Here is a 21,004-nt window from a genome sequence, read left to right as displayed (position 1 = left end):
ACAAGGCAGGAGATCAGTCTCCCGTATCGGACTTTCACGTCCAATGCCCTTTCCGTTTTAAGGTGTACCCTCCGGTAACCCACCGGAATTCGGGCACACCAAACCGCCGGGCAGGTATTCCCGACCGGCCATCTTCGTGTCATGACACGAAGAGCCGCATGTGTAAACGGAAGTTAAGGTGCAGGTCAAGCACGAGGACATAGAGGGCACTTGACGGCGAGTCCGGCATCGTACCGCATTCCGTGAGCCGGTTTGCCGGTTTTATCCGGAGGGTGGAACGGGTGGCTCTGGATGGGGTATAACCGCTCGGTTCACTCTCGGCATTGCGCGGCGTGCATTACCCGTGAATTAACCATCCATTACCTGTTCGCCGAAACAAGAGACGAAAGCCAGGGCCATGTCAGCGACCGAAACGAACGTCGAAACGAAGGCCGAAACGCAGGACCCGGCCGGGAAAGAGGAGCCGCGCGGCGGCGACCGCAGCGCCCTTGTCGTCGGCGCCGCGGTGCTGGCCGCGTGCCTGGGGCTCGTCCTGTTCGGTGTGCTCGGCGGCCTGGGCGAGGAGGACAGGCCCGAGCGGCGGGTGCCGACCGCCGCCGTGACCTACGAGGTCACCGGCGAGGGCCGGGTCGAGGTCAGCTATCTCGCCCGCAGCGAGGCGGGCAGGGCCACCGTCGAGAAGAACGTCGAGCTGCCCTGGAAGAAGACCGTCCGGGTACCGCTCGGCAAGCCGCCGACGGTCAACATCGTCCTGGACGGAAAGGGCGGCCAGGCCCGCTGCGCTCTCGCGGTCCGCGGCAAGCACGTCCAGAGCGCCACGGCGTCCGGCGCCTACGGCCGCGCCACCTGCTCCGCAGAACTGCCCGCCCCGGAGCGCACGACAGAGAGCACCGGCTGAACGCCCTCACCGAGCCCGCCGCCCTGCCGCGTGCCGTACGCACGCGGACCCGGGACCGGCTTCCCGCCGCGCGGGCCGGAAGCGCCTGGCCCCCACGCCGATTCCCTGCCCACACCCGACTTCCGCGAGCGCAGCCGAAGCCGGTCCCCCGCCCGCCCCGCCCGCCCATGCCCCACACACGCGGAACCGAGACCGGCGGCGGGTTACGGCCGCCGCTGCGCGCTCGTGGCGTCGCGGCACAGCAGCCGCAGTGAGCCGTGCCCGGCGAAGCAGCGGCGGGCCTCGTCGATCGGGTCCCACAGGCGGCCGTCGGGCGTGCGGATCCAGTGGTCGCCGCCCGTCGCCCACCACTCCCCGTCCGACTGACGGGCGATCACCTCACCGGCGTACGCCCCGAAGCCGCGCAGCACGGCCTCCACGGCGGCGAACGGTGCCCCCTCGTTCCGTATCCGTTCGATCATCCGGTCGACGCTCCAGAGGCTCTGCGCGGAGTAGTCGAGGCGCAGCCGCGCCCCCTCACGCATGGTCGCCACCGCGTCCGCCGCCCACCGCACCGGCTTCGCCGCAGCCGAGGGCCTGGTTTCCTGCTGTGTCGTCACATCGGCTAAAGCGCTGCCCAAAGGCCTTCCGTCACGCGGTTCCGGGGGGCTGCCCGCAACCGGTGCAGGACCACCCCATCCCTGCCGCAGGACGGTCACAGGACCCTTTCACCAGCGAGGTTTACGCAAGAGTGACGGTTCGGTGCCCGCGTGCGCTCCAGTCACTGATGAGCATGTACTTCCATCTGAGGGCAGTGCCGCCCCCGGCCCTGCGCAACAGCGCCACCTGGCTGCAACGGCTGTTCGAGGACGACTGGGACACGGTCCGGGAGCGGATCGGCCGGCACCGCGAGGAGGTGCTGGACAAGGGCTACCTCGGCTACGAGTTCCTGTACGCCGGAACTCCCCCGCACCAAGCCCCCGACGGCCCACGGGCCCACGTGGTCCTCGGCGGCCGCCCGCTGTCCCCGCCCGACCACGGCCTGCCCCCCTTCCTGCTGCTGACCGCGGCACAGGTGGCCCGGGTCGCCGCGTTCCTGACGTCGGCCGACTTCGAGGAGCTGTGGCGCGGCGCCCGCGACAAGCTGCTGCCGGGCTACGGCGGCGCCGACGCGGAGCCGGAGGCACGGGGCGTCTGCGCGGCGACCCACCGGGACCTGACCGCGTTCTACCGGCAGACGGCCGACCACGGGGACGCCGTGGTGAAGTGGCTGCTCGTCTGACCTGCCACGGCCACCCTGCGCTCAGCTCCGCCCGCGCGCCCGCCGCGACACCACCGCCCGCAGCACCCGCCGCCCCTCCGTCGACACCTCCAGTGCCCGGCGCAACCCCGCCGGACCGTGCCCGGCGAGCAGCTCCAGGACGGTGATCTGGCGGCGCAGCTCGGCGGCGACCAGCGGCGACACGCGCTCCGTGAGGCCCTCGACGAGAGTCCCCTCCGCCCGCACCGTGGAGAGGGCTCGGGGGAGGGCCTCGTCCGAGGACGCCTCGTCCTTCGCCGGGTCGAGGAGCCGGTGTATCCGGAGGGAGGCGACGGAGCACGCGTCGGCCCAGACCCGCATCCCGGGGGCGGACCACTCGGCCGGTGCGGCGGCGAGCATCCGGTGGGCCAGCAGCACGGCCTCGTCCTCGGACTCACCGGGGCCGGACAGCTTGCCGCGCGCCTGCTCCAGCCGCTCGCCCCAGTCGCCGCCGTCGCCGTCGCCGTCGGCGAGGCTCGCCCACAGCGGCCGGAGGATCTCGTCGTCGCCGCCCAGCAGGGGCATGCACCGATCCAAACAAGCCAGACCGCTCGCGGCCAGACCGCGTTCGTCGGCCTGGGCGATCAGTTCCACAAGGCTCATCCGCTGCCTCCCTCGGGGCCTCCGCAGGCCGCTGTCCGGGCGCCTCCCTTACGGAACCCGCACTTCCCCTTACTGCGTGCAACGTCCCCGGAGTGTCACAGGGGCACCACGCCGAGACGGTCGAGCAAGCGGAACAGAAGGTTTTCGGCCAGCGGATCAGGGTCCGAGGTCAGTACGTCCAGCAGTTCCTCCGCGTTCACCTCGTGCCCGGCCTCGGCGGCCCAGGCGACCGCGCGCTCGGCCGCGTCGGCGGGCTCCAGGAAGTAGTCCTCCAGCGTGCTCCCCTCCTTGCCGACGCCGAGGTACCCGGCCATCGCGGCCCGCGCCAGACAGGTCGTCCACGCCCCGCTCCCGGGCGCCGCCGCCTCCAGCACCACGCAGTCGCTGTCCATGACGTAGCCGAAGAGCGCGGGCGCGCCGGTCTCGCGGGCCAGGTCGTTCATGTTCCCGACGTCACCGTCGCTGCTCGGGTACTCCCACACCTGCCAGCCGCCCGGCGCCGACTCGCGCAGCACCATGCCGTCGGCGTCCGGCAGCGCGTCCAGCTCGGCGAGCGGCCGCTCGGCGCGGCCCACGACGAAATAGCCCCAGTAGCCCATGTCCCGGTCCCCCCGGCGTGTCGGTGCGGCTCGGGGCGAATACACCACAGCCGTACGCCAGTTCGCAGCGAAACGGGGCGATCCGCACCGGGCTCAGCCGAGCCGGCCCGCCAGTTCCCGGAACTGCGGCCAGGACAGCTCGGGCTGCCCGGCGTCCCACAGCTTCTGGATCGTCGCCCGCAGCGGCAGCCGGATCCCGGCCGCGACCTGCTCCTGCGTCTGGGAGCCGGCGAGGTCGCACCACACCGCGAAGCTCCCGCCGAGGATCTGGTCGTCGTACTGGGCGGGCACGGCCGTGGTCCCGCGCAGGACCCGCGGCGTCCACTGCTCGTAGATCCGCTCCCCCGTCGGATACACGAACGTCTGCGGCTGCCCGAGGACGTAGTACAGGAACTCGTCGTTGTAGTTGACGACCTTCCGGCCGGCGCTCAGATACTCCGCCGGCTGCCGGGCGCCGATCTCCTTGCCGGTCCAGTACGCGACCTCCAGGTCCCCGTCGGGCCGGACGGACGTGTTCCGGAAGAAGCCGTCGTTCCACGCCCGGGGCGTCCGGTCGTGGGCGCGGACGGTGGCGGCCCGGTCGTTGAGCCAGCCGGTGGTGAGGTCGGCGACGGTGGCGCCGGAGCCGTACCGCGCCCGCGCGGCGGTGGCCAGCTGCGGATAGGACGCCTCGGGGTCGGAGACGACCAGCGCCTGGTACTCGTCGCCGCCGAGGTGCCACTGGCCGCCCGGGAAGACGCCGGCGTACTCGTCGAGCAGGTCGTCGACGATCTCGGCGGACTCGTCCTTGGAGATGTCGATGGCGCCGCGCGTGGGCACGCCCGAGGCGTTGCGCAGCTGAAGCTCGGGATGTGCGGCGATCACGGCGCCGAGGTGTCCCGGGGAGTCGATCTCGGGCACGACGGTGATGTGCCGGCTCGTGGCGAGGTCGACGATCTTCTTCACCTGCGCCTTGGTCAGGTGCTGCCGGGAGACGATCTCCGGATGCGTGTCGGACTCGATCCGGAACCCCTGGTCGTCGGAGAAGTGCAGCCCGAGCTCGTTGTACTTCAGGTCGCCGAGCTCCCGGACCCGGTCCTCGATCCAGTCGGCCGTGAAGTGCTTGCGCGCGATGTCCAGCATGAAGCCGCGCCGCGGCTTGGCGGGCTCGTCCCGTACGACGCCCTCCGGTGCCGTACCGCCGCCGTGCACCTCCTGCTTCAGCGTGCGCGTGCCGTAGAAGACGCCCGCGTCGGCCGGCCCGCTGATGTTCACCCGCCCGCCGCGCACGGTCATGGTGTACGACTCCGGGTTCGCCCCCTCGTCGTCGCTCAGCGCCAGCCGCACGTCCCCGTCGCGCACGTCGCCCCGCTCGCCCGCGTACGTCAGTCCCAGCTCGCCGGCGATCAGCCGCCCCTCGTCGGCCAGCTCGGCGTCGTTCACGACCACGCGGTCACCGCGCTCCGGTTTCCAGCCCGGTCCGCGCGCGGGGGTGTGGGCGCTCACGGCGGGGATCGTGCGGGGCGTCCCGGACAGGGGGTACGAGCGGGTGGGGCTGGGGCTCGCACTCGGGCCCGGTGCGGTCGCCGAGCCCTGCGGCCGCGGCAGCGAACCCGCCGCCTCGCTGTCGTCGCCGGAGGCCGCCCAGATCCCGAGGCCCAACCCGGCCGCGACCACCGCCACCGCGGCGGCCACCGCCACGATCAGCACCCGCTGCTGCTTCACCTTCTGTGCCGACGCCCGGCGCCTGTGCTGACTCACTCAGCCAACCTACGACCGGTCACCCAAGACCACCTGTCCACCACGCGTTCTGAAACTCTCCCCTCCGAGTGAAATTCGGGCATCCGTCGGACACATCGAGTCCCCACTCGATAACGTATCGCCGCACCTCTCACAGGATCACCTTCCGACACACACGTGACGCCCACAAGGACCCACGCTGCCTGCTTCCACCGTCCTGGAGCACTTCAACACCGCGCCCTCCGACGAGGCCCGGCGCGCTCTGCTCGCCTGCCTGCACAGCCGGAGCTGGGCCGACCGCATCGCCGGCCACCGCCCGTACCCCGACCTGGACGCCCTGCTCGCGGCCTCCGACGAGGCCGCGTACGACCTGGCACCGGAGGACCTGGCGGAGGCCCTGACCTCCGAGTCGCTGCCAAGGCTGCCGGAGAACACGTACGCCGCCGCGCACACGGCGCTGAGCGCGGCCAACGCGGCATACGAGGCCAGATTCGGACACGTGTTCGTCATTTGCCTGGACGGCCTGGCGGAGGGCGAGGCCCTGAACCACATCCTGGCGGCCATCCGGTCACGATTGGCGAACGACCCGGAGGAGGAACGCCTGGTGACGAGAGAGGAACTCCGGCGCCTCGCGAGGGGCAGGCTGGCAAGAACCCTCAGGGGCGCGGGGCTGCATTCCGGCACATAACCGCACACCCCAACCCAGAGCCCGGCATACCCCCCGCCCGCATGCCACTTTGATCACACCGGTAGGGCCCCTGTAAGCCCAGCCGCAGCGTCTCGCTACGATGCTGGGGGCCGGTGGACCGTACCCGGCCGGGCCCGACCGACAGCACAAGCCGGCGCGGCCCCAATCCCCGCTCCCGGAGGAACTTCCGTGCCGGCTGGAACGCTGTACCGCGGCCGGGAAGGAATGTGGTCCTGGGTGGCTCACCGAGTCACCGGCGTCCTCATTTTCTTCTTCCTGTTCGTTCACGTGCTGGACACCGCGCTCGTCCGAGTGTCCCCCGAGGCCTACGACAAGGTCGTGGCCACCTACAAGACGCCGATCGTCGCGCTGCTGGAGTACGGCCTCGTCGCCGCCATCCTGTTCCACGCGCTCAACGGCCTGCGCGTCATCGCCGTCGACTTCTGGTACAAGGGCGCGCGCTACCAGAAGCAGATGCTCTGGGCCGTGGTCGGCCTGTGGGTCGTGCTGATGCTCGGGGCGATCTACCCCGTCCTCGGCCACGCCGCTCGTGAACTGTTCGGGAGCTGACGCGCATGTCCACCACTGAATCCACCGCTTCGGGTATCGGCCCCGTCGAGGGCGGCTCCGTCTACAACGTCGACAACCCGGCGCCCTACATCGAGGCCCCGCGCAAGCGCACCAAGAAGACCCCGAAGTCCACCCGGGGCAACTTCGAGATGGCCGCCTGGCTGTTCATGCGCCTGTCCGGCGTCGTCCTGGTCGTCCTGGTCCTCGGCCACCTGCTGATCCAGCTCGTGCTGGACGGCGGCGTCTCCAAGATCGGCTTCGCCTTCGTGGCCGGCCGCTGGGCCTCGCCGTTCTGGCAGGTCTGGGACCTGCTGATGCTGTGGCTCGCGATGCTGCACGGCGCCAACGGCCTGCGTACGGTCATCAACGACTACGCGGAGCGCGCGAACACGCGGCTGTGGCTGAAGGGCCTGCTGTACACCGCCACGGTGTTCACCATCCTGCTGGGCACGCTGGTGATCTTCACCTTCGACCCGAACATCCGCTAGGCACGGGGCTGCGAGAATCATGAAGATCCACAAGTACGACACCGTCATCGTCGGCGCCGGTGGCGCCGGTATGCGTGCCGCCATCGAGGCGACCAAGCGCAGCCGCACCGCTGTCCTGACCAAGCTCTACCCCACCCGCTCCCACACGGGCGCCGCGCAGGGCGGCATGGCCGCCGCGCTGGCCAACGTGGAGGAGGACAACTGGGAGTGGCACACCTTCGACACGGTCAAGGGCGGTGACTACCTGGTCGACCAGGACGCCGCCGAGATCCTGGCGAAGGAGGCCATCGACTCCGTCCTCGACCTGGAGAAGATGGGCCTGCCGTTCAACCGCACCCCGAACGGCACCATCGACCAGCGCCGCTTCGGCGGTCACTCGCGCAACCACGGCGAGGCCCCGGTCCGCCGCTCCTGCTACGCGGCCGACCGCACCGGCCACATGATCCTGCAGACGCTCTACCAGAACTGCGTCAAGCACGGCGTGGAGTTCTTCAACGAGTTCTACGTCCTGGACCAGCTGATCACCGAGGTCGACGGCGTCAAGAAGTCGGCCGGTGTCGTGGCGTACGAGCTGGCGACCGGCGAGATCCACGTCTTCCAGGCGAAGGCCGTGATCTACGCCTCCGGCGGCTGCGGCAAGTTCTTCAAGGTGACGTCCAACGCGCACACGCTGACCGGTGACGGCCAGGCGGCCGTGTACCGGCGGGGCATTCCGCTGGAGGACATGGAGTTCTTCCAGTTCCACCCGACCGGCATCTGGCGCATGGGCATCCTGCTGACGGAGGGCGCCCGCGGTGAGGGCGGCATCCTCCGCAACAAGGACGGCGAGCGCTTCATGGAGAAGTACGCGCCGGTGATGAAGGACCTGGCCTCCCGTGACGTCGTGTCCCGCTCGATCTACACGGAGATCCGGGAAGGCCGCGGCTGTGGCCCCGAGGGCGACCACGTCTACCTGGACCTGACCCACCTGCCGCCGGAGCAGCTGGACGCCAAGCTCCCGGACATCACCGAGTTCGCGCGGACGTACCTGGGCATCGAGCCGTACACGGACCCGATCCCGATCCAGCCGACCGCGCACTACGCGATGGGCGGCATCCCGACCAACGTCGAGGGCGAGGTCCTGGCGGACAACACCACGGTCGTCCCGGGCCTGTACGCGGCCGGCGAGGTCGCCTGCGTGTCCGTGCACGGCGCCAACCGTCTCGGCACGAACTCCCTGCTGGACATCAACGTCTTCGGCAAGCGGGCCGGCATCGCGGCGGCGGAGTACGCTCAGAAGGCGGACTTCGTCGAGCTGCCGGAGAACCCGGAGTCCCTCGTCGCCGAGCAGATCGAGCGCCTGCGCTCGTCGACCGGCACCGAGCGGGTCACCGTGCTGCGCCGGGAGCTGCAGGAGACCATGGACGCCAACGTCATGGTGTTCCGCACCGAGCAGACGATCAAGACGGCGGTCGAGAAGATCGCCGAGCTGCGCGAGCGCTACAAGAACGTGGCGATCCAGGACAAGGGCAAGCGGTTCAACACGGACCTGCTGGAGGCCATCGAGCTGGGCAACCTGCTGGACCTGGCCGAGGTCATGGCCGTCTCGGCGCTGGCCCGCAAGGAGTCCCGCGGTGGTCACTACCGCGAGGACTACCCCAACCGCGACGACGTCAACTTCATGCGCCACACCATGGCGTACCGCGAGGTCGGCGCCGACGGCTCCGAAACCGTCCGTCTCGACTACAAGCCGGTCGTCCAGACCCGCTACCAGCCGATGGAGCGTAAGTACTGATGGCTACCCCTGTTCTGGACAAGGAAGACGCGGCCGGCAAGCCCGAGCCCGGTTTCGCCGACTCCCCCTACATCACCGTCACCTTCCGGATCCGCCGGTTCAACCCGGAGGTCTCGGCGGACGCGACCTGGGAAGACTTCCAGATCGAGATCGACCCCAAGGAGCGCGTCCTCGACGGCCTCCACAAGATCAAGTGGGACGTCGACGGCACGCTCACCTTCCGCCGCTCCTGCGCCCACGGCATCTGCGGCTCCGACGCCATGCGGATCAACGGCAAGAACCGCCTGGCGTGCAAGACGCTGATCAAGGACATCAACCCCGAGAAGCCGATCACGGTCGAGCCCATCAAGGGCCTGACGGTCCTGAAGGACCTGGTCGTCGACATGGAGCCGTTCTTCCAGGCGTACCGCGACGTGATGCCCTTCCTCATCACGAAGGACACCAACGAGCCGACGCGTGAGCGTCTGCAGTCGGCCGAGGACCGCGAGCGCTTCGACGACACGACGAAGTGCATCCTGTGCGCCGCCTGCACCACCTCGTGCCCGGTCTTCTGGAACGACGGCCAGTACTTCGGCCCGGCCGCCATCGTCAACGCGCACCGCTTCATCTTCGACTCGCGCGACGAGGCCGCCGAACAGCGCCTGGAGATCCTCAACGACCGCGACGGCGTCTGGCGCTGCCGCACGACCTTCAACTGCACGGACGCCTGCCCGCGCGGTATCGAGGTCACCAAGGCGATCGCCGAGGTGAAGCGGGCGCTGATCACGCGCCGCTTCTGACGTCGGTCCTTGTACGTCCGCGAGGGCCCCGTTTCCCGGCTTGACGCCGGGGCGGGGCCTTCGGGCTCTTCGGGGAGACCGATCGAGTGACTCGCATGGCTCACGGCACGGCGGTGTCCAGCCCTCGCGATGATGTCCGTGACAGGACCAGCCGAAGAAGAGCGACTGACCTGATCCGGACAGAAACGGAACCCGACCGGCCACTTAGCGCGCAACCTCTGTCACAGCCGTACCGTCCGTCGCCAGACTGCCCTCATGGCAGCCCTGAGAAAAGCCGCCGCCACACTGCTGGCCGCGGCTTCCGTCCTGCTCGCCGCGGCCCCGGCGGCGCCCACCCCCCACTCCCCCCTCGCCCGGGAGACCTTCGACCGCCTCCCCCTCGGCCCGGTCACATCCGGCCGTGACTGGACCGCCGACACGTCCAACGGCACCCTCACCGTCACCCCCAGCTCCACCGGCCACGGCCGAGAACTCCGTCTCCGCACCGAGGGCAACGGCCGCGCCTTCCTCGTCTTCCCCGGACTCAAGCCGCCCGGCAACAGCTTCTGGGCCCGCCTGCGCCTGCGGGTCGACGCCTTCCCAACCGCCCCCGACTGGGCCCACTGGACGATCGCCGAGGCCTCCGGCACGGACTCGCCCACCCTCGTCCGCCCTCTGGGCGGCCAGTACGCCCCCACCGACCACGGCAACTTCTGGGGCGTCGGCTCCGACCTGGGCCCCACGGGCGACTGGACGGCGTGGAAGACCTCGGCGCCGGCGACCGCCGCGAAGTGGCAGTGCGTGGAATTCCATCTGGACGCCAAGGACAACCGCGTCACCGTCTACTTCGACGGCGTCGAACAGCCCGACCTCACCGTCTCCACCCACCACCACGGCGGCACATCGGATCCCTTCGTCTTCCCCGCCTTCGACCAGCTCAAGCTGGGCTGGCAGCTGTACCAGGCCGACCCGACGCCGTCGTCGTACGAGGTCCGGATGGACGACATCGCGCTGAGCACACGGCGCGTGGGCGGCTGCGGAGCCTGAGACCGGAGACGTCATGACCTAATCTGACGTCATGTCAGATGACGAGTCGTACGAGCTGCTCGGTTTCGACAACGTGCTGCTGCCCGTCGGGGATCTCGACGAGGCCGTGGGGTTCTACGAGCGGGCCGGCTTCGTGGTGGGCTTCCGGTTCGACGAGGGCGGGATCGCGTTGCTGAAGGTGGGGGGTGAGACGCCCGGCATTCTGCTGCGGGTGGAGGAGGGACTGGGGCACCGGACGCCTCCGTGGCCGTCGCCGCGGGTGTGGCTGGAGGTGCCCGACGCCCGGGCCGCGGCGCGGGAGCTGGCCGGTGCCGGTGTCGCGCCGCTCGACGAGCCGTTGCCCGCGGTCACCGGCTGGACCGTGGAGTTCGCCGACCCCTGGGGGAACGTCTTCGGTCTCACCGACTACACCAAGCGACCGGAGCTCGGCCGACGGCCGTGACGTCGCCCGACGGCGGCCCCGCGTCACTCGTTAGGCTCTTCTCCCGTGTCCGCGAAGAACGACGGCCCCGACGGCGGCCCCACCCCCAGCAAGTCCGAGCAGACCCGGGCCCTGATCCTTCAGACGGCCATGCGGCTGTTCCAGGAGCGCGGCTACGACAGGACGACGATGCGGGCCATCGCCCAGGAGGCCGGGGTCTCCGTCGGCAACGCGTACTACTACTTCGAGGGCAAGGAGCACCTGATCCAGGGCTTCTACGACCGGATCGCCGCCGAGCACCAGCTGGCGGTCCGTGAGGTCCTGGAGCGGGAGACCGACCTGGAGGCGCGGCTCGCGGGCGTGCTGAAGGCGTGGCTGGACATCGCCACGCCGTACCACGAGTTCGCGGTGCAGTTCTTCAAGAACGCCGCCGACCCGGACAGCCCGCTCAGCCCCTTCTCCCCCGAGTCGGCACGCGCGCGCGAGGAGGCCATCAGCGTCCACCGCAAGGTGCTCGCGGGATCCAGGACCAAGGTGCCCGCGGAACTCCGGGACGCCCTGCCCGAGTTGATGTGGCTGGCGCAGATGGGGCTCGTGCTGTACTGGATCTTCGACCGGACCGAGGGGCGTGAGCGCAGCTACCGGCTCGCCGAGCGCGGGGCGCGGCTCACGGCGCGCGGGGTCGCCCTGGCCCGGTTCCGGGTGCTGCGGCCGCTGGTGCGGGAGGTGCACGAGTTGTTCACGGACTTCCTGCCGGGGATGACGAAGGCGCTGCCCGACCCGGCCAGGAAGTGATCAGATCCAGCTGAGGCTCGACAGCCGGAAGATCCCGGTGCCGTCCGTCAGGTACTGTCCGCCGCCGACGTCCTCGCTGGTGACGACGTACTCCTTGGCCTGCCACAGCGGGATGACCGGCACGTCACGGGCGATGGTCTCCTGCACCTCGCGGAAGTCCTCACCGGCCTCGCTGCGGTCGGCGTACCGCCGGCTGTCCTTGATGAACCGGTCCACGGTCTTGCTGCTGTAGCCGGTGTTCATGGTGGCGCCGGTGCCGACGAGCGGGGCGCCGAAGGTGTCCGCGTCGGGGTAGTCGGGGACCCAGCCGACGGCGTACGCGTCGAGTCGGCCGCTCGTCCACTGCTTCTGGAAGTCGGTCCACTCGTAGCCCTTGACGGTGACCTTGAACAGACCGGTCGCCTCCAGCTCCCGTTTGATCTCCGCAGCCTCCTCGGCGCCGGAGCCGCGGCCGATCGCGTACCCGTAGGTGAAGCGGACCGGCAGCTTCACACCGGCCTCGGTGAGCAGCTTGCGCGCGTTGCCGGGGGACGGTTGGCCGTAGTCGTCGAAGAACGACGTGGTGTGCCCGGTGATGCCGGTGGGGATCAGCGAGTACAGCGGATCGACGGTTCCGTCGTACACGGTGTCGACCAGCTCCGGGCGGTTGATCAGCCAGGCCATGGCCTGCCGGACCTTGGTGTCGTGCAGCGGCGAGCCGGCCCGGGTGTCGAAGTAGAGGTTGCGGGTCTCGGAGCCGTCGGCCTCGAAGACGCGCTCGTTCGGGTCGCTCGGGTTCAGGTCGGCGAGGACCTTCGGCGGCAGCTGGCGGGTGGCGACGTCGAGCCGCTTCGCCTTCCAGGCGCTGTCGAGGGCGCCGGGGTTCGCGTAGTAGCGCAGTTCGACGGAGGGGCCGGTGTGGTGGACGGCGCCCTTGTAGTGCGGATTGGGCGCGAGGGCCGCCTTCTTGCCCTTCGTGTACGCCGTGAGGAGGTACGGGCCGGTGCCGTCGGCGGTGTTTCCGGTGCGCAGGGAGCCCGCCGGGTACTTGGTGTGGTCGACGATCGCACCGGCACCGGTGGCGACCTTGAACGGGAAGGTGGCGTCGGGCGAGGACAGGTGGAAGGTGACGGTCCGGCCGTCGGCGTCCACCGAGGCCAGGGTGTCCAGCAGGGCGGCGGGCCCGACCTCGGACTTGATCCTCTTCACCCGGTCGAAGGAGTACTTCACATCCTCGGCGGTCATCGCGCGGCCGCTCGGGAAGGTGAGGCCCTCGCGCAGTACGCAGCGGTAGGTGCGCAGATCACTGCCGACGAACCTGCAGCTCTGCGCCGCGTCGGGGACGGGCTGGGCGCCGCCCGGGCCGAAGGTCAGCAGCGACTGGAAGACGTTGTTGAACAGAGCCCAGGAACCGGCGTCGTAGGCACCGGCCGGGTCGAGCGAGGTGACGGCGTCCGTCGTGCCGACCCTGATCGTCCTGCCCGTGCCGTTCTTCGACGGCAACAGCTGCCAGCCGCCCACGGCCGCGGCCGCCAGCACGAGCAGCGCCGCGAGAATCCGCATGCGCACCGAACGCATCGGTCCTGCCCTCCCCGGGCCCCTGCGTGCCGGGGCCTGCGTGCATAGGCCACATTCCTCGTGGCGCGGCTCACCCAATCACAGGGCCTTGAGCCGAGGGAAGGAAAAACCGGGGAGTTGAGAAAACCCTTACCGCAAGCTGGCTTTCGGACAGATTTCTCACCGTTCTCACCGGGACGGCGCCGGTGGCGCCACGCGGTGCCACCTCCGGCACCGCGCGGCTCATGCCTGACGTGACGCCAGCTCGATCACCGTGATGTCCGACGGCGCCCCCACGCGCGTGGGCGGACCCCATGCGCCCGCGCCCCGGCTGACGTACAGCTGGGTGTCGCCGTAGCGCTCCAGTCCCGCCACGGTCGGGTTCGCGGCCGCCGCGATGAGATTGCCGGGCCAGAGCTGGCCGCCGTGGGTGTGGCCGGAGAGCTGGAGGTCGACGCCGTGTTCGACGGCGTCGTGGATCTGCACCGGCTGGTGGGCGAGCAGCACGCACGCGCGTGCCGGGTCCCGGTCGCCGAGGGCCCTGGCGAAGTCGGGCCCCTGGCCCTCGTCCTCGCCGGCCACGTCGTTGACGCCGGCGAGGTCGAAGTGGGGCAGTTCCGTGCGGGCGTTCTCCAGGGGGTGCAGGCCCAGGCGGCGTACCTCCTCGACCCACTGCTCGGCGCCGGAGAAGTACTCGTGGTTGCCGGTGACGAAGTAGGCGCCGTGCCGGGCCGTCAGCTGGGCGAGCGGGGCCGCCGCGGGGCCCAGGTCCTTCACGCTGCCGTCGACCAGGTCGCCGACGACCGCGATGAGGTCGGGTTGGGTCGCGTTGATCGTGTCGACGACCCGCTGGGCGAAGCCCCGGCCGAGGACCGGACCGAGGTGGATGTCGCTGACCACCGCGATGCGGTAACCGTGCGCCGCGCGCGGCAGCTTGGCCAGCGGCACGGTGACCCGCTTGACCTTCGGGCCGTTCAGGACGCCGTACGTGCCGTAGCCGACCGTCCCCACGGCGGCCGCGGCGGCGGCACCGGCGACGACCCGGGAGACGAACAGGCGGCGGGAGGGGGCGGCGAGGGGGCGCGGTGCGGCATCGGGCGCGTCGGCCCCGGGGGCCGGCTCCGGGGGCTCGGTCTCAGCGCCGGGTCTCTTCGGCCGCGCTCCCGCCGGATCCGGCTCCGCGCCGGACGCCTTTGCCGACGCTGCCGCCGGGACCGGCTCCGGGGCGGCTGCCGAAGCCGGCGCCGGCTCCCCTGCGGCCGTCGCGGCCGCCCGTCGGGCCGGCAGCCGCCGCAGCAGCGGTCGTACGGCCTCGCCCGCCAGCACCGCCAGCAGCAGGTAGACCGACAGCGCCAGCCACAGGAAGCCCGGCCAGGCCAGGACGCGCTGGAGCCAGAAGGGGGCACCGGTGCGCTCGGCGACGAGGGCGCCCACGGCCAGTGCCCAGCCGCCGGCGATCAGCACCGCGCCCGTACGGCGGACGGGACCCGGGCCACGGGTGGTGTCCCGGAACAGGCGGCGCCACATGTACCAGTTGCCCGCCACCAGCACGCTCGCCACGGCCAGCGCGACGAGCACGAAGACGACCACCATGCCGTCGTATCCCCTCGGTCGTTTCCTATGACGTGCGGCGCAGTGCCCGCACTCCGCGCAACCCGATGGCCCCGATGACCGTCCCCAATACGAAGGAAACGACGGCGAGCGTCAGGTGCACCCAGAAGTACGCCGTCGGGTGACCGTCATCGAACGCGAGCCCGCTGCTGTCCTTGATCAGGTTTTTGACGAAAGTGATCCAGATGACCCAGCTCCACACCCCGAAGGCGAGCAGGAACCAGGAGACGGGGCGGCTGAGTTTCACGCAAGCAGACCTTTCCTCACAGCGCCCGGCGCCCGGGGCCGGCCGGGGGTCCGGGGGTTGTCCCCCGGATGAGCACAGCATGCGTCCAGTATCGCCAGACCGTGTCCGGTTCCCTCTGCGGGGTAGGGGTGGGCGCGGGACTTCCCGTTCCCTGGCATGTACCTTCTCGGTCGTGCCCGCACCCAAGAAGGCCATCAGGCGATCCCTGCTGGTCACCTCAGCCGTCCTGTCGTCCCTCGCGCTCACCGCGCCCGTCGCTCTCGCCGCCCCGAAGCCCTCGGCGAGTCCGTCGGCCACTCCCCCGGCCAAGATGTCGACCGTGGGCGGTAACCGGCTCGGGCAGTCCGGCACACAGGTCAACCTGGCGGGCGGCGTACCGGTGATCCCCAAGGACGTCACCGCCCGCTCCTGGATCGTCGCCGACGCCGAGTCAGGTGAAGTCCTCGCCGCGCACAACGCGCACTGGCGGCTGGCCCCGGCGAGCACGCTGAAGATGCTGTTCGCCGACACGGTGCTGCCGAAGTTCCCGAAGACCATGAAGCACAAGGTCGAGCCCTCCGACCTGGCCGGCATAGGCGGCGGCTCCAGCATGGTCGGGATAAAGGAGAACGAGACCTACACGGTCCACGACCTGTGGCTCGGTGTCTTCCTGCGGTCCGGGAACGACGCCGTGCATGTGCTGTCCCAGATGAACGACGGCATCGACAACACCGTCAAGGAGATGAACGAGCACGCCGAGGAGCTGCAGGCCCTCGACACGCACGTCGTCAGCCCCGACGGCTACGACGCCGAGGGGCAGGTCTCCTCCGCGTACGACCTGACGCTGTTCGCCCGCTCGGGGCTGCAGAAGAAGGACTTCCGCGAGTACTGCTCGACGCTCACCGCGAAGTTCCCGGGCGAGACGAAGAAGAACAAGAAGGGCAAGAAGGTCCGCGAGTCCTTCGAGATCCAGAACACCAACCGGCTGCTGACCGGTGACTACGACATCTCCCAGTACCAGGGCATCGCGGGCGTGAAGAACGGCAACACCACCAACGCGGGGGCCACCTTCACCGGTGTCGCCGAGCGGAACGGCAGGGTGCTGCTCGTCACCGTCATGCACCCGGAGAAGGCAGAGCACAACGAGGTCTACAAGGAGACCGCCCGCCTGTTCGACTGGGGCTTCAAGGCGGCCGGCAAGGTGCAGCCGGTGGGCGAGCTGGTGCCGCCGAAGAGCGCCGTCCGGGCGAGCGCCCAGCCGGATGCCTCCGGCGAGGCCGGCGGCAGCGGGCAGGGCGGGGGCGGGACCGAGCCGGTGGCGAGCGCCCCGGCCGGGGACGGCACCAGCGGCATGGGGATCGCGCTCGCCGTCACGGGCGGCCTGCTGGTGCTGCTCGCGGGCGGTGCGTTCCTGGTCAACCGCCGCTGGCCGCTGCCGGATCTGGTACGCCGCAGGACTCGTCCGTGAGCTCCGTCTCCTTGCTCTGCGTCGCCGTCCAGGCGGCGCAGAACAGGACGAGTCTCGAGGTGAAGTTGATCCACAGCAGCAGGGCGACGGGGACCCCGAAGGCGCCGTACATGCTCTTCGTGGCCACGCCCTGCATATAGCCGCTCAGCAGCAGCTTCAGCAGTTCGAAGCCGACCGCCCCGGTCAGCGCGGCCACGAACAGGCGGTGGCGGGGCGGTTCGACGCCGGGAAGCAGCGTCAGGACGTACAGCAGGACCAGGAAGTCGGCGAGTGCGGCGACGGCGAACGCGGCGATGTGCAGCAGGACTCCGCCCCAGCCGCCCTCGTCGATGCCGAGTTGCCGGGTGATCCAGCCGACCATCGCGGAGGCGACGGTGGAGGCGGCGAGCGTGACGAGGACGGCGCCGCCGAGGCCGACGAGGATGCCCGCGTCCTTGGCCCTGCTCAGGAACGGGTTCTCGTCCTCGTCCGGCAGCTCCCACACCGCGCGCAGACAGTCGCGCATCGAGGCGACCCAGCCGATGCCGGTGAACAGCAGGGCGGCGCCCGCGATGACGCCGACGGTGCCGGCGTTCTGCACCAGGCCGTCGACGTTCAGCTGGTCGGAGATGCCGGGCACCTGCTGGGCGAGCTTGTCCTCCAGCGTGTTCTGCTGTTCGGTGCTGAGGGTGGCGGCGGTGATCGCGGCGCCCACGGTCAGCAGCGGGAAGAGCGCGACGAAACTGGTGAACGTCATCGCGGCGGCCAGCCGGGTCCACTTCACCCGGTCCAGACGCTCGTACGACCGCCACGCGTGCGTGGTCATCAGTCGTGCGGCCGCCGGCCCGACGACGGGAAGCTTTTTCAGCCAGTCCATGATCCGAACCTGCCCTCGGTGCGGAAGACCCATGTACGGGTGCCCCAAAACCTGAGGACAGTGGCGAGCGCCATACCGATTCCGGCGCCGGAGAGGATGTCGGCGCGTTGCGAGGTGAAGCCGAGGCCGTAGTGGCTGACGGCCAGGCACAGCAGTTGTACGGCGGCGCCGGCGACGTTCACCGCGAAGAAGGCGGCGTACGGGCGCAGGCCGCTGGGCCGCGTGTGCCGGTAGGTGCCGAGCGCGTTGCCCGCGTACGCCACCGTGCAGGCCACGACGAAGGCCAGCGCCTTGGCGGTGAGGGGGCCGAGGGCGGCCGGTCCGCGCAGGTAGGTGAAGAGCAGGAGGTCGACGGCGTAGGCGACCAGGCCCACGGCGGCGAAGCCGAGCACTTCACGCCGCCTTGCCCACGCACGCGCGCCGAGCACTTCACGCCGCCTTACCCACGCACGCGCGCCGAGAGCTGTCCGCCGCGCCGGCCGCTCGCGCGTACCGAGAGTGGTGCGCCGCCCGTCACGCACGCGCGTACCGAAACCCATCCGCTACCCCTCGCCCACGGCACCGAAGCCCATCCGCCGTCCCTCGCGCAGACACGCACCAAACCCCTTCCGCCGTCCCTCAAGCAGACGTGCACCGAAGCCCATCCGCCGCAGCAGCTGCATATGCGCGCCGGCCCTCCCGCACGCGGGTGCCGGGCCCAGGGGGCGGTGGTCCACAAGGACCTGCGGGGGTCCACGCGCGCGGGGTCACCAATTCGCCACCGCCAGGCCGTACATCGCCGCCCACACCAGGCCGATGAGGGTGAGGGCGCGGTCGTGCAGGACGACGTCCTCGGGTTCGCCGGCTGTGCCGCGGTCGGCGAAGACGGCGTAGCGGAGGACGGCGAGGATGAAAGCGATCATGGACAGTTGCCGCCAGGGCAGCACGCTGGTGTGCGGGACCCCGCCCTCCTCCAGGGCCCACAGGCAGTAGCCGAGGACGGCGACACCGGCCGCGAGCTGCCAGACGAAGCGGAGGTAGCCGGGGGTGTACTCGGTGAGCAACGCGCGCGTGGCGCCCGCTTTTCCGGCCATCTGGACGGCTTCGGAGTAGCGCTTGGCCGACACCATGAACAGCGCGCCGAACCCGGTGGTGATCAGGAACCAGCGCGACAGGGGGATGCCGAGGGCGAGCCCGCCGGCCATAGCCCGCATCAGGAACCCGGTCGTGACGACCGCGAGGTCGACGACCAGGACGTGCTTGAGGCTGACGCAGTACGCCAGTTGCATGCCGATGTACCCGGTCAGCAGAGCCGCGACGGGGGCCGGGCACAGCCAGGCCGCGGCGGCGGGCGCCAGGGCGCCGAGGGCGCCTCCGACGGCGTACGCGACGGGTACGGGGACCTGTCCGGCGGCGACCGGGCGGTGGCGTTTGACGGGGTGGGCGCGGTCGGCCTCGGCGTCGCGGGCGTCGTTGACGAGGTAGACCGCGGCGGCGCAGGCGGTGAACAGGAGGAAGACGAGGGCGAGCCGGCTCAGGGCGTGGGGCGTGAACAGTTCGCCGGCGGCGGCCGGGGCGGCCACGACCAGGACGTTCTTGACCCACTGCCTGGGGCGCGCGGTCCTGAGCAGGCCGCTCAGGAGGCCGCCTCTCGGGGGCGGCGCGGGCTGCCGGTGGGGGGTGCGTTGCCGCAGGACCGCCGTGTCAGCCACGGGCGTCTCCCCTCATCCAGCGGGTGCCGAGCCGGGCCGTGAGCGCGCCCAGGGCCGCGCCGGCCGCCACGTCGGAGGGGTAGTGGACGCCGGCGACCACACGCGCGAGGCACATCGCGGCGGCGAGCGGCGGGATCGGACGCGCGCCCAGTGCGCCGAAGGCGACGGCGGCGGCCGCGGCCGAGGTGGCGTGCGAACTGGGGAACGAGTGCCGGCCCGTGGTGCGCACCAGGGGCTCGACATGTGCCGGGCGCGGACGGCGCACGACCCGTTTCACCCCCATGCTGACGAGGTGCGCGCCCGCGGTGAGCGCCGTTCCGCGCAGCCAGGCGCCGCGGCGCTCCCCGTCCACGGCGGCGCCGGCGAGCCCCGCCACGAGCCACAGCGCCCCGTGCTCCCCCGCCCACGACAGGGCGCGCGCGGCGTCGGCCACGCGCGGGTCGGTGCCGCACGCCCTGAGCGCCGTAACGATCCGGTGGTCCATGTCGTCCATGTGGACTCACTGTTCACGTCCACCCGGCAGGAACTCCGGCAATATTGAGCGACATCCCATTAATCACCCATTTCGGGGAGGAATTCCATGTTTCAAAACTGATCGCTCACATAAGGGCGATACGGTCACCGACATGTCCACTGTCACCGGGTGGGGCCGTACGGCTCCCACCGCCGCCCGTCTGGTCCGCCCCCGGACGTACGAGGAAGCCGCGGAGGCCGTCCGGCGGTGCGGGACCCGCGGGAGCATCCCGAGGGGCCTGGGACGGGCGTACGGGGACGCGGCGCAGAACGCCGGCGGGGCCGTGCTCGACATGACGGGCCTGGACCGCGTCCACGCCATCGACGCCGACGACGGGACCGTGTGGTGCGACGCGGGGGTCTCCCTGCACCGGCTGATGGAGGTGCTGCTGCCGCTCGGCTGGTTCGTGCCGGTGACGCCCGGCACGCGCTATGTGACGGTCGGCGGGGCGATCGGCGCGGACATCCACGGCAAGAACCACCATGTGTCGGGCTCGTTCTCCCGGCACGTCCTGGCGCTGGAGCTGCTCACCGCCGACGGCGGGATCCGGACCGTGAGCCGCGGCACCCCCCTGTTCGACGCCACCGCGGGCGGCATGGGACTGACCGGCGCGATCCTGACCGCGACGCTCCGGCTCCAGCCGGTCGAGACCTCGCTGATGTCGGTCGACACCGAGCGCGCGAGCGACCTCGACGACCTGATGGCCCGCCTGGCCGCCACCGACCACCACTACCGCTACTCGGTCGCCTGGATCGACCTGCTGGCGCGCGGCGCCGCGACCGGCCGCGCGGTGCTCACCCGCGGCGACCACGCCCCGGTGGAGGCACTGCCGAGCGGCACACGCGCGCGCAGGGACCCGCTGGCCTTCCGGACCTCCCGCCTCCCGGCCGCCCCCGCCTTCGTCCCGGAGGGCCTGCTCAGCCGGACCACCGTGGGCCTGTTCAACGAACTCTGGTACCGCAAGGCACCACGCGCGCGTACCGGTCAGCTGCAGCGGATCTCCGCCTTCTTCCACCCCCTGGACGGCGTTCCCCACTGGAACCGCGTCTACGGCCGCGGCGGCTTCGTGCAGTACCAGTTCGTCGTCGGAGACGGCCGGGAGGACACCCTGCGCAGGATCGTGCGGCGCATCTCGCAGCGCCGCTGCCCGTCCTTCCTGGCCGTCCTCAAGCGGTTCGGTCAGGCCGACCCCGGCTGGCTCTCCTTCCCCGTGCCCGGCTGGACGCTGGCCCTGGACATCCCGGCGGGCCTGCCCGGCCTCGGCGCCTTCCTCGACGAGCTGGACGAGGAGGTCGCCGCCGCGGGCGGGCGCGTGTACCTGGCCAAGGACTCCCGGCTGCGACCGGAGCTGCTCGCCGTGATGTACCCGCGTCTCGACGACTTCCGCGCGCTGCGCGCGGAGCTGGACCCGCGCGGGGTGTTCACCTCGGACCTCTCCCGCCGACTCAACCTCTAGGAGCTGT

General features: G+C 70.9%; 23 protein-coding genes. 12 read left to right on the top strand and 11 right to left on the bottom strand.

Annotated features, from left to right (window positions below):
• Positions 1 to 397: 397 nt before the first annotated feature.
• Positions 398 to 898, top strand: coding sequence for a hypothetical protein (locus NW895_RS09630; RefSeq protein WP_289934965.1), 501 nt, complete (start codon positions 398 to 400; stop codon positions 896 to 898).
• Between the two features lie 203 nt (positions 899 to 1,101).
• Here NW895_RS09630 and NW895_RS09625 read toward each other — a convergent pair whose 3' ends face one another.
• Positions 1,102 to 1,497, bottom strand: coding sequence for a hypothetical protein (locus tag NW895_RS09625; RefSeq protein ID WP_289934964.1), 396 nt, complete (start codon positions 1,495 to 1,497; stop codon positions 1,102 to 1,104).
• A 167-nt stretch (positions 1,498 to 1,664) separates the two neighbouring features.
• Between NW895_RS09625 and NW895_RS09620 the strand changes: the two genes are divergently transcribed.
• On the top strand, positions 1,665 to 2,159 hold the full coding sequence (locus tag NW895_RS09620) for a DUF1877 family protein (RefSeq protein WP_289934963.1): 495 nt from the start codon (positions 1,665 to 1,667) through the stop codon (positions 2,157 to 2,159).
• A 21-nt stretch (positions 2,160 to 2,180) separates the two neighbouring features.
• Here the strand turns inward: NW895_RS09620 and NW895_RS09615 are convergent, their stop codons facing one another.
• The 3 genes from NW895_RS09615 to NW895_RS09605 all read right to left on the bottom strand — a co-directional run bounded on the left by NW895_RS09615 (position 2,181) and on the right by NW895_RS09605 (position 5,068).
• Positions 2,181 to 2,780, bottom strand: a complete 600-nt coding sequence (locus NW895_RS09615; RefSeq protein ID WP_289934962.1) for a hypothetical protein — start codon at positions 2,778 to 2,780, stop codon at positions 2,181 to 2,183.
• A gap of 95 nt (positions 2,781 to 2,875) precedes the next feature.
• On the bottom strand, positions 2,876 to 3,379 hold the full coding sequence (locus tag NW895_RS09610; RefSeq protein WP_289934961.1) for a hypothetical protein: 504 nt from the start codon (positions 3,377 to 3,379) through the stop codon (positions 2,876 to 2,878).
• A 93-nt stretch (positions 3,380 to 3,472) separates the two neighbouring features.
• A complete protein-coding gene (locus tag NW895_RS09605) occupies positions 3,473 to 5,068 on the bottom strand; it encodes a glycoside hydrolase family 20 protein (RefSeq protein ID WP_289935503.1) in 1,596 nt (531 codons plus the stop codon).
• A 229-nt stretch (positions 5,069 to 5,297) separates the two neighbouring features.
• Here NW895_RS09605 and NW895_RS09600 point away from each other — a divergent pair, with 229 nt between their 5' ends.
• From NW895_RS09600 to NW895_RS09565, 8 genes are all read left to right on the top strand, one after another.
• Positions 5,298 to 5,786 carry a 2-oxo-4-hydroxy-4-carboxy-5-ureidoimidazoline decarboxylase gene (locus NW895_RS09600; protein ID WP_289935502.1) on the top strand — a complete coding sequence of 163 codons (489 nt, stop codon included), beginning with the start codon at positions 5,298 to 5,300 and terminating at the stop codon, positions 5,784 to 5,786.
• A 189-nt stretch (positions 5,787 to 5,975) separates the two neighbouring features.
• A complete protein-coding gene (sdhC, locus tag NW895_RS09595) occupies positions 5,976 to 6,356 on the top strand; it encodes a succinate dehydrogenase, cytochrome b556 subunit (protein WP_289934960.1) in 381 nt (126 codons plus the stop codon).
• A 5-nt stretch (positions 6,357 to 6,361) separates the two neighbouring features.
• Entirely contained in the window at positions 6,362 to 6,844 is a 483-nt protein-coding gene (locus NW895_RS09590; RefSeq protein WP_289934959.1) for a succinate dehydrogenase hydrophobic membrane anchor subunit, read from the top strand.
• A gap of 19 nt (positions 6,845 to 6,863) precedes the next feature.
• Positions 6,864 to 8,618 carry a succinate dehydrogenase flavoprotein subunit gene (gene sdhA, locus NW895_RS09585; RefSeq protein ID WP_289934958.1) on the top strand — a complete coding sequence of 585 codons (1,755 nt, stop codon included), beginning with the start codon at positions 6,864 to 6,866 and terminating at the stop codon, positions 8,616 to 8,618.
• Positions 8,618 to 9,397, top strand: coding sequence for a succinate dehydrogenase iron-sulfur subunit (locus tag NW895_RS09580; protein ID WP_289934957.1), 780 nt, complete (start codon positions 8,618 to 8,620; stop codon positions 9,395 to 9,397). The genes sdhA and NW895_RS09580 overlap by 1 nt, the downstream gene beginning before the upstream one ends.
• A gap of 255 nt (positions 9,398 to 9,652) precedes the next feature.
• Complete coding sequence (locus NW895_RS09575) at positions 9,653 to 10,423, top strand: hypothetical protein (RefSeq protein WP_289934956.1); 771 nt, start codon at positions 9,653 to 9,655, stop codon at positions 10,421 to 10,423.
• 31 nt (positions 10,424 to 10,454) lie between these two features.
• The gene (locus NW895_RS09570) at positions 10,455 to 10,865 is read left to right on the top strand and encodes a VOC family protein (protein ID WP_289934955.1); all 411 of its coding nucleotides are present in this window, start codon (positions 10,455 to 10,457) and stop codon (positions 10,863 to 10,865) included.
• 45 nt (positions 10,866 to 10,910) lie between these two features.
• Entirely contained in the window at positions 10,911 to 11,639 is a 729-nt protein-coding gene (locus NW895_RS09565) for a TetR family transcriptional regulator (RefSeq protein ID WP_289934954.1), read from the top strand.
• On the opposite strand, the gene NW895_RS09560 is transcribed toward NW895_RS09565, so the two are convergent.
• The 3 genes from NW895_RS09560 to NW895_RS09550 form a co-directional block, all read right to left on the bottom strand.
• Positions 11,640 to 13,196, bottom strand: a complete 1,557-nt coding sequence (locus NW895_RS09560; RefSeq protein ID WP_289934953.1) for an ABC transporter substrate-binding protein — start codon at positions 13,194 to 13,196, stop codon at positions 11,640 to 11,642.
• Positions 13,197 to 13,418: 222 nt separating this feature from the next.
• Positions 13,419 to 14,768, bottom strand: a complete 1,350-nt coding sequence (locus tag NW895_RS09555; protein WP_289934952.1) for a metallophosphoesterase — start codon at positions 14,766 to 14,768, stop codon at positions 13,419 to 13,421.
• Between the two features lie 25 nt (positions 14,769 to 14,793).
• Positions 14,794 to 15,033 carry an SCO4848 family membrane protein gene (locus NW895_RS09550; protein ID WP_289934951.1) on the bottom strand — a complete coding sequence of 80 codons (240 nt, stop codon included), beginning with the start codon at positions 15,031 to 15,033 and terminating at the stop codon, positions 14,794 to 14,796.
• Positions 15,034 to 15,205: 172 nt separating this feature from the next.
• Between NW895_RS09550 and NW895_RS09545 the strand changes: the two genes are divergently transcribed.
• Positions 15,206 to 16,480 (top strand): D-alanyl-D-alanine carboxypeptidase, encoded by a 1,275-nt coding sequence (locus NW895_RS09545; RefSeq protein ID WP_289934950.1) that lies wholly within the window; start codon positions 15,206 to 15,208, stop codon positions 16,478 to 16,480.
• Here the strand turns inward: NW895_RS09545 and NW895_RS09540 are convergent.
• The 4 genes from NW895_RS09540 to NW895_RS09525 all read right to left on the bottom strand — a co-directional run bounded on the left by NW895_RS09540 (position 16,428) and on the right by NW895_RS09525 (position 19,520).
• Positions 16,428 to 17,336, bottom strand: coding sequence for a YihY/virulence factor BrkB family protein (locus NW895_RS09540; protein ID WP_289934949.1), 909 nt, complete (start codon positions 17,334 to 17,336; stop codon positions 16,428 to 16,430). The two genes, NW895_RS09545 and NW895_RS09540, sit on opposite strands and share 53 nt — an antisense overlap.
• Positions 17,324 to 17,764 (bottom strand): GtrA family protein, encoded by a 441-nt coding sequence (locus tag NW895_RS09535; protein WP_289934948.1) that lies wholly within the window; start codon positions 17,762 to 17,764, stop codon positions 17,324 to 17,326. Before NW895_RS09535 ends, NW895_RS09540 begins: the two co-directional genes overlap by 13 nt.
• Before the next feature lie 318 nt (positions 17,765 to 18,082).
• Positions 18,083 to 19,027 (bottom strand): decaprenyl-phosphate phosphoribosyltransferase, encoded by a 945-nt coding sequence (locus NW895_RS09530; RefSeq protein ID WP_289934947.1) that lies wholly within the window; start codon positions 19,025 to 19,027, stop codon positions 18,083 to 18,085.
• Positions 19,020 to 19,520, bottom strand: a complete 501-nt coding sequence (locus NW895_RS09525; protein ID WP_289934946.1) for a phosphatase PAP2 family protein — start codon at positions 19,518 to 19,520, stop codon at positions 19,020 to 19,022. The genes NW895_RS09530 and NW895_RS09525 overlap by 8 nt, the downstream gene beginning before the upstream one ends.
• A 133-nt stretch (positions 19,521 to 19,653) precedes the next feature.
• Between NW895_RS09525 and NW895_RS09520 the strand changes: the two genes are divergently transcribed.
• Positions 19,654 to 20,997 (top strand): FAD-binding oxidoreductase, encoded by a 1,344-nt coding sequence (locus tag NW895_RS09520; protein ID WP_289934945.1) that lies wholly within the window; start codon positions 19,654 to 19,656, stop codon positions 20,995 to 20,997.
• The last annotated feature ends 7 nt before the right edge of the window (positions 20,998 to 21,004 follow it).

This window comes from Streptomyces sp. S.PNR 29 (genome assembly GCF_030386795.1).
Lineage (GTDB): Bacteria > Actinomycetota > Actinomycetes > Streptomycetales > Streptomycetaceae > Streptomyces.
This window is presented reverse-complemented; position numbering and strand designations above follow the sequence as displayed.

What these genes read in the sequence shown, in the direction of transcription:
- NW895_RS09620 (WP_289934963.1), top strand. Translation starts at nt 1,665, where the DNA reads ATGAGCATGTACTTCCATCTGAGGGCAGTGCCGCCCCCGGCCCTGCGC.
- NW895_RS09580 (WP_289934957.1), top strand. Translation starts at nt 8,618, where the DNA reads ATGGCTACCCCTGTTCTGGACAAGGAAGACGCGGCCGGCAAGCCCGAG.
- NW895_RS09575 (WP_289934956.1), top strand. Translation starts at nt 9,653, where the DNA reads ATGGCAGCCCTGAGAAAAGCCGCCGCCACACTGCTGGCCGCGGCTTCC.
- NW895_RS09555 (WP_289934952.1), bottom strand. Translation starts at nt 14,768, where the DNA reads ATGGTGGTCGTCTTCGTGCTCGTCGCGCTGGCCGTGGCGAGCGTGCTG.
- sdhA (WP_289934958.1), top strand. Translation starts at nt 6,864, where the DNA reads ATGAAGATCCACAAGTACGACACCGTCATCGTCGGCGCCGGTGGCGCC.
- NW895_RS09560 (WP_289934953.1), bottom strand. Translation starts at nt 13,196, where the DNA reads ATGCGTTCGGTGCGCATGCGGATTCTCGCGGCGCTGCTCGTGCTGGCG.
- NW895_RS09540 (WP_289934949.1), bottom strand. Translation starts at nt 17,336, where the DNA reads ATGGACTGGCTGAAAAAGCTTCCCGTCGTCGGGCCGGCGGCCGCACGA.
- NW895_RS09630 (WP_289934965.1), top strand. Translation starts at nt 398, where the DNA reads ATGTCAGCGACCGAAACGAACGTCGAAACGAAGGCCGAAACGCAGGAC.
- NW895_RS09570 (WP_289934955.1), top strand. Translation starts at nt 10,455, where the DNA reads ATGTCAGATGACGAGTCGTACGAGCTGCTCGGTTTCGACAACGTGCTG.
- NW895_RS09525 (WP_289934946.1), bottom strand. Translation starts at nt 19,520, where the DNA reads ATGGACGACATGGACCACCGGATCGTTACGGCGCTCAGGGCGTGCGGC.
- NW895_RS09590 (WP_289934959.1), top strand. Translation starts at nt 6,362, where the DNA reads ATGTCCACCACTGAATCCACCGCTTCGGGTATCGGCCCCGTCGAGGGC.
- NW895_RS09615 (WP_289934962.1), bottom strand. Translation starts at nt 2,780, where the DNA reads ATGAGCCTTGTGGAACTGATCGCCCAGGCCGACGAACGCGGTCTGGCC.
- NW895_RS09520 (WP_289934945.1), top strand. Translation starts at nt 19,654, where the DNA reads ATGTCCACTGTCACCGGGTGGGGCCGTACGGCTCCCACCGCCGCCCGT.
- NW895_RS09610 (WP_289934961.1), bottom strand. Translation starts at nt 3,379, where the DNA reads ATGGGCTACTGGGGCTATTTCGTCGTGGGCCGCGCCGAGCGGCCGCTC.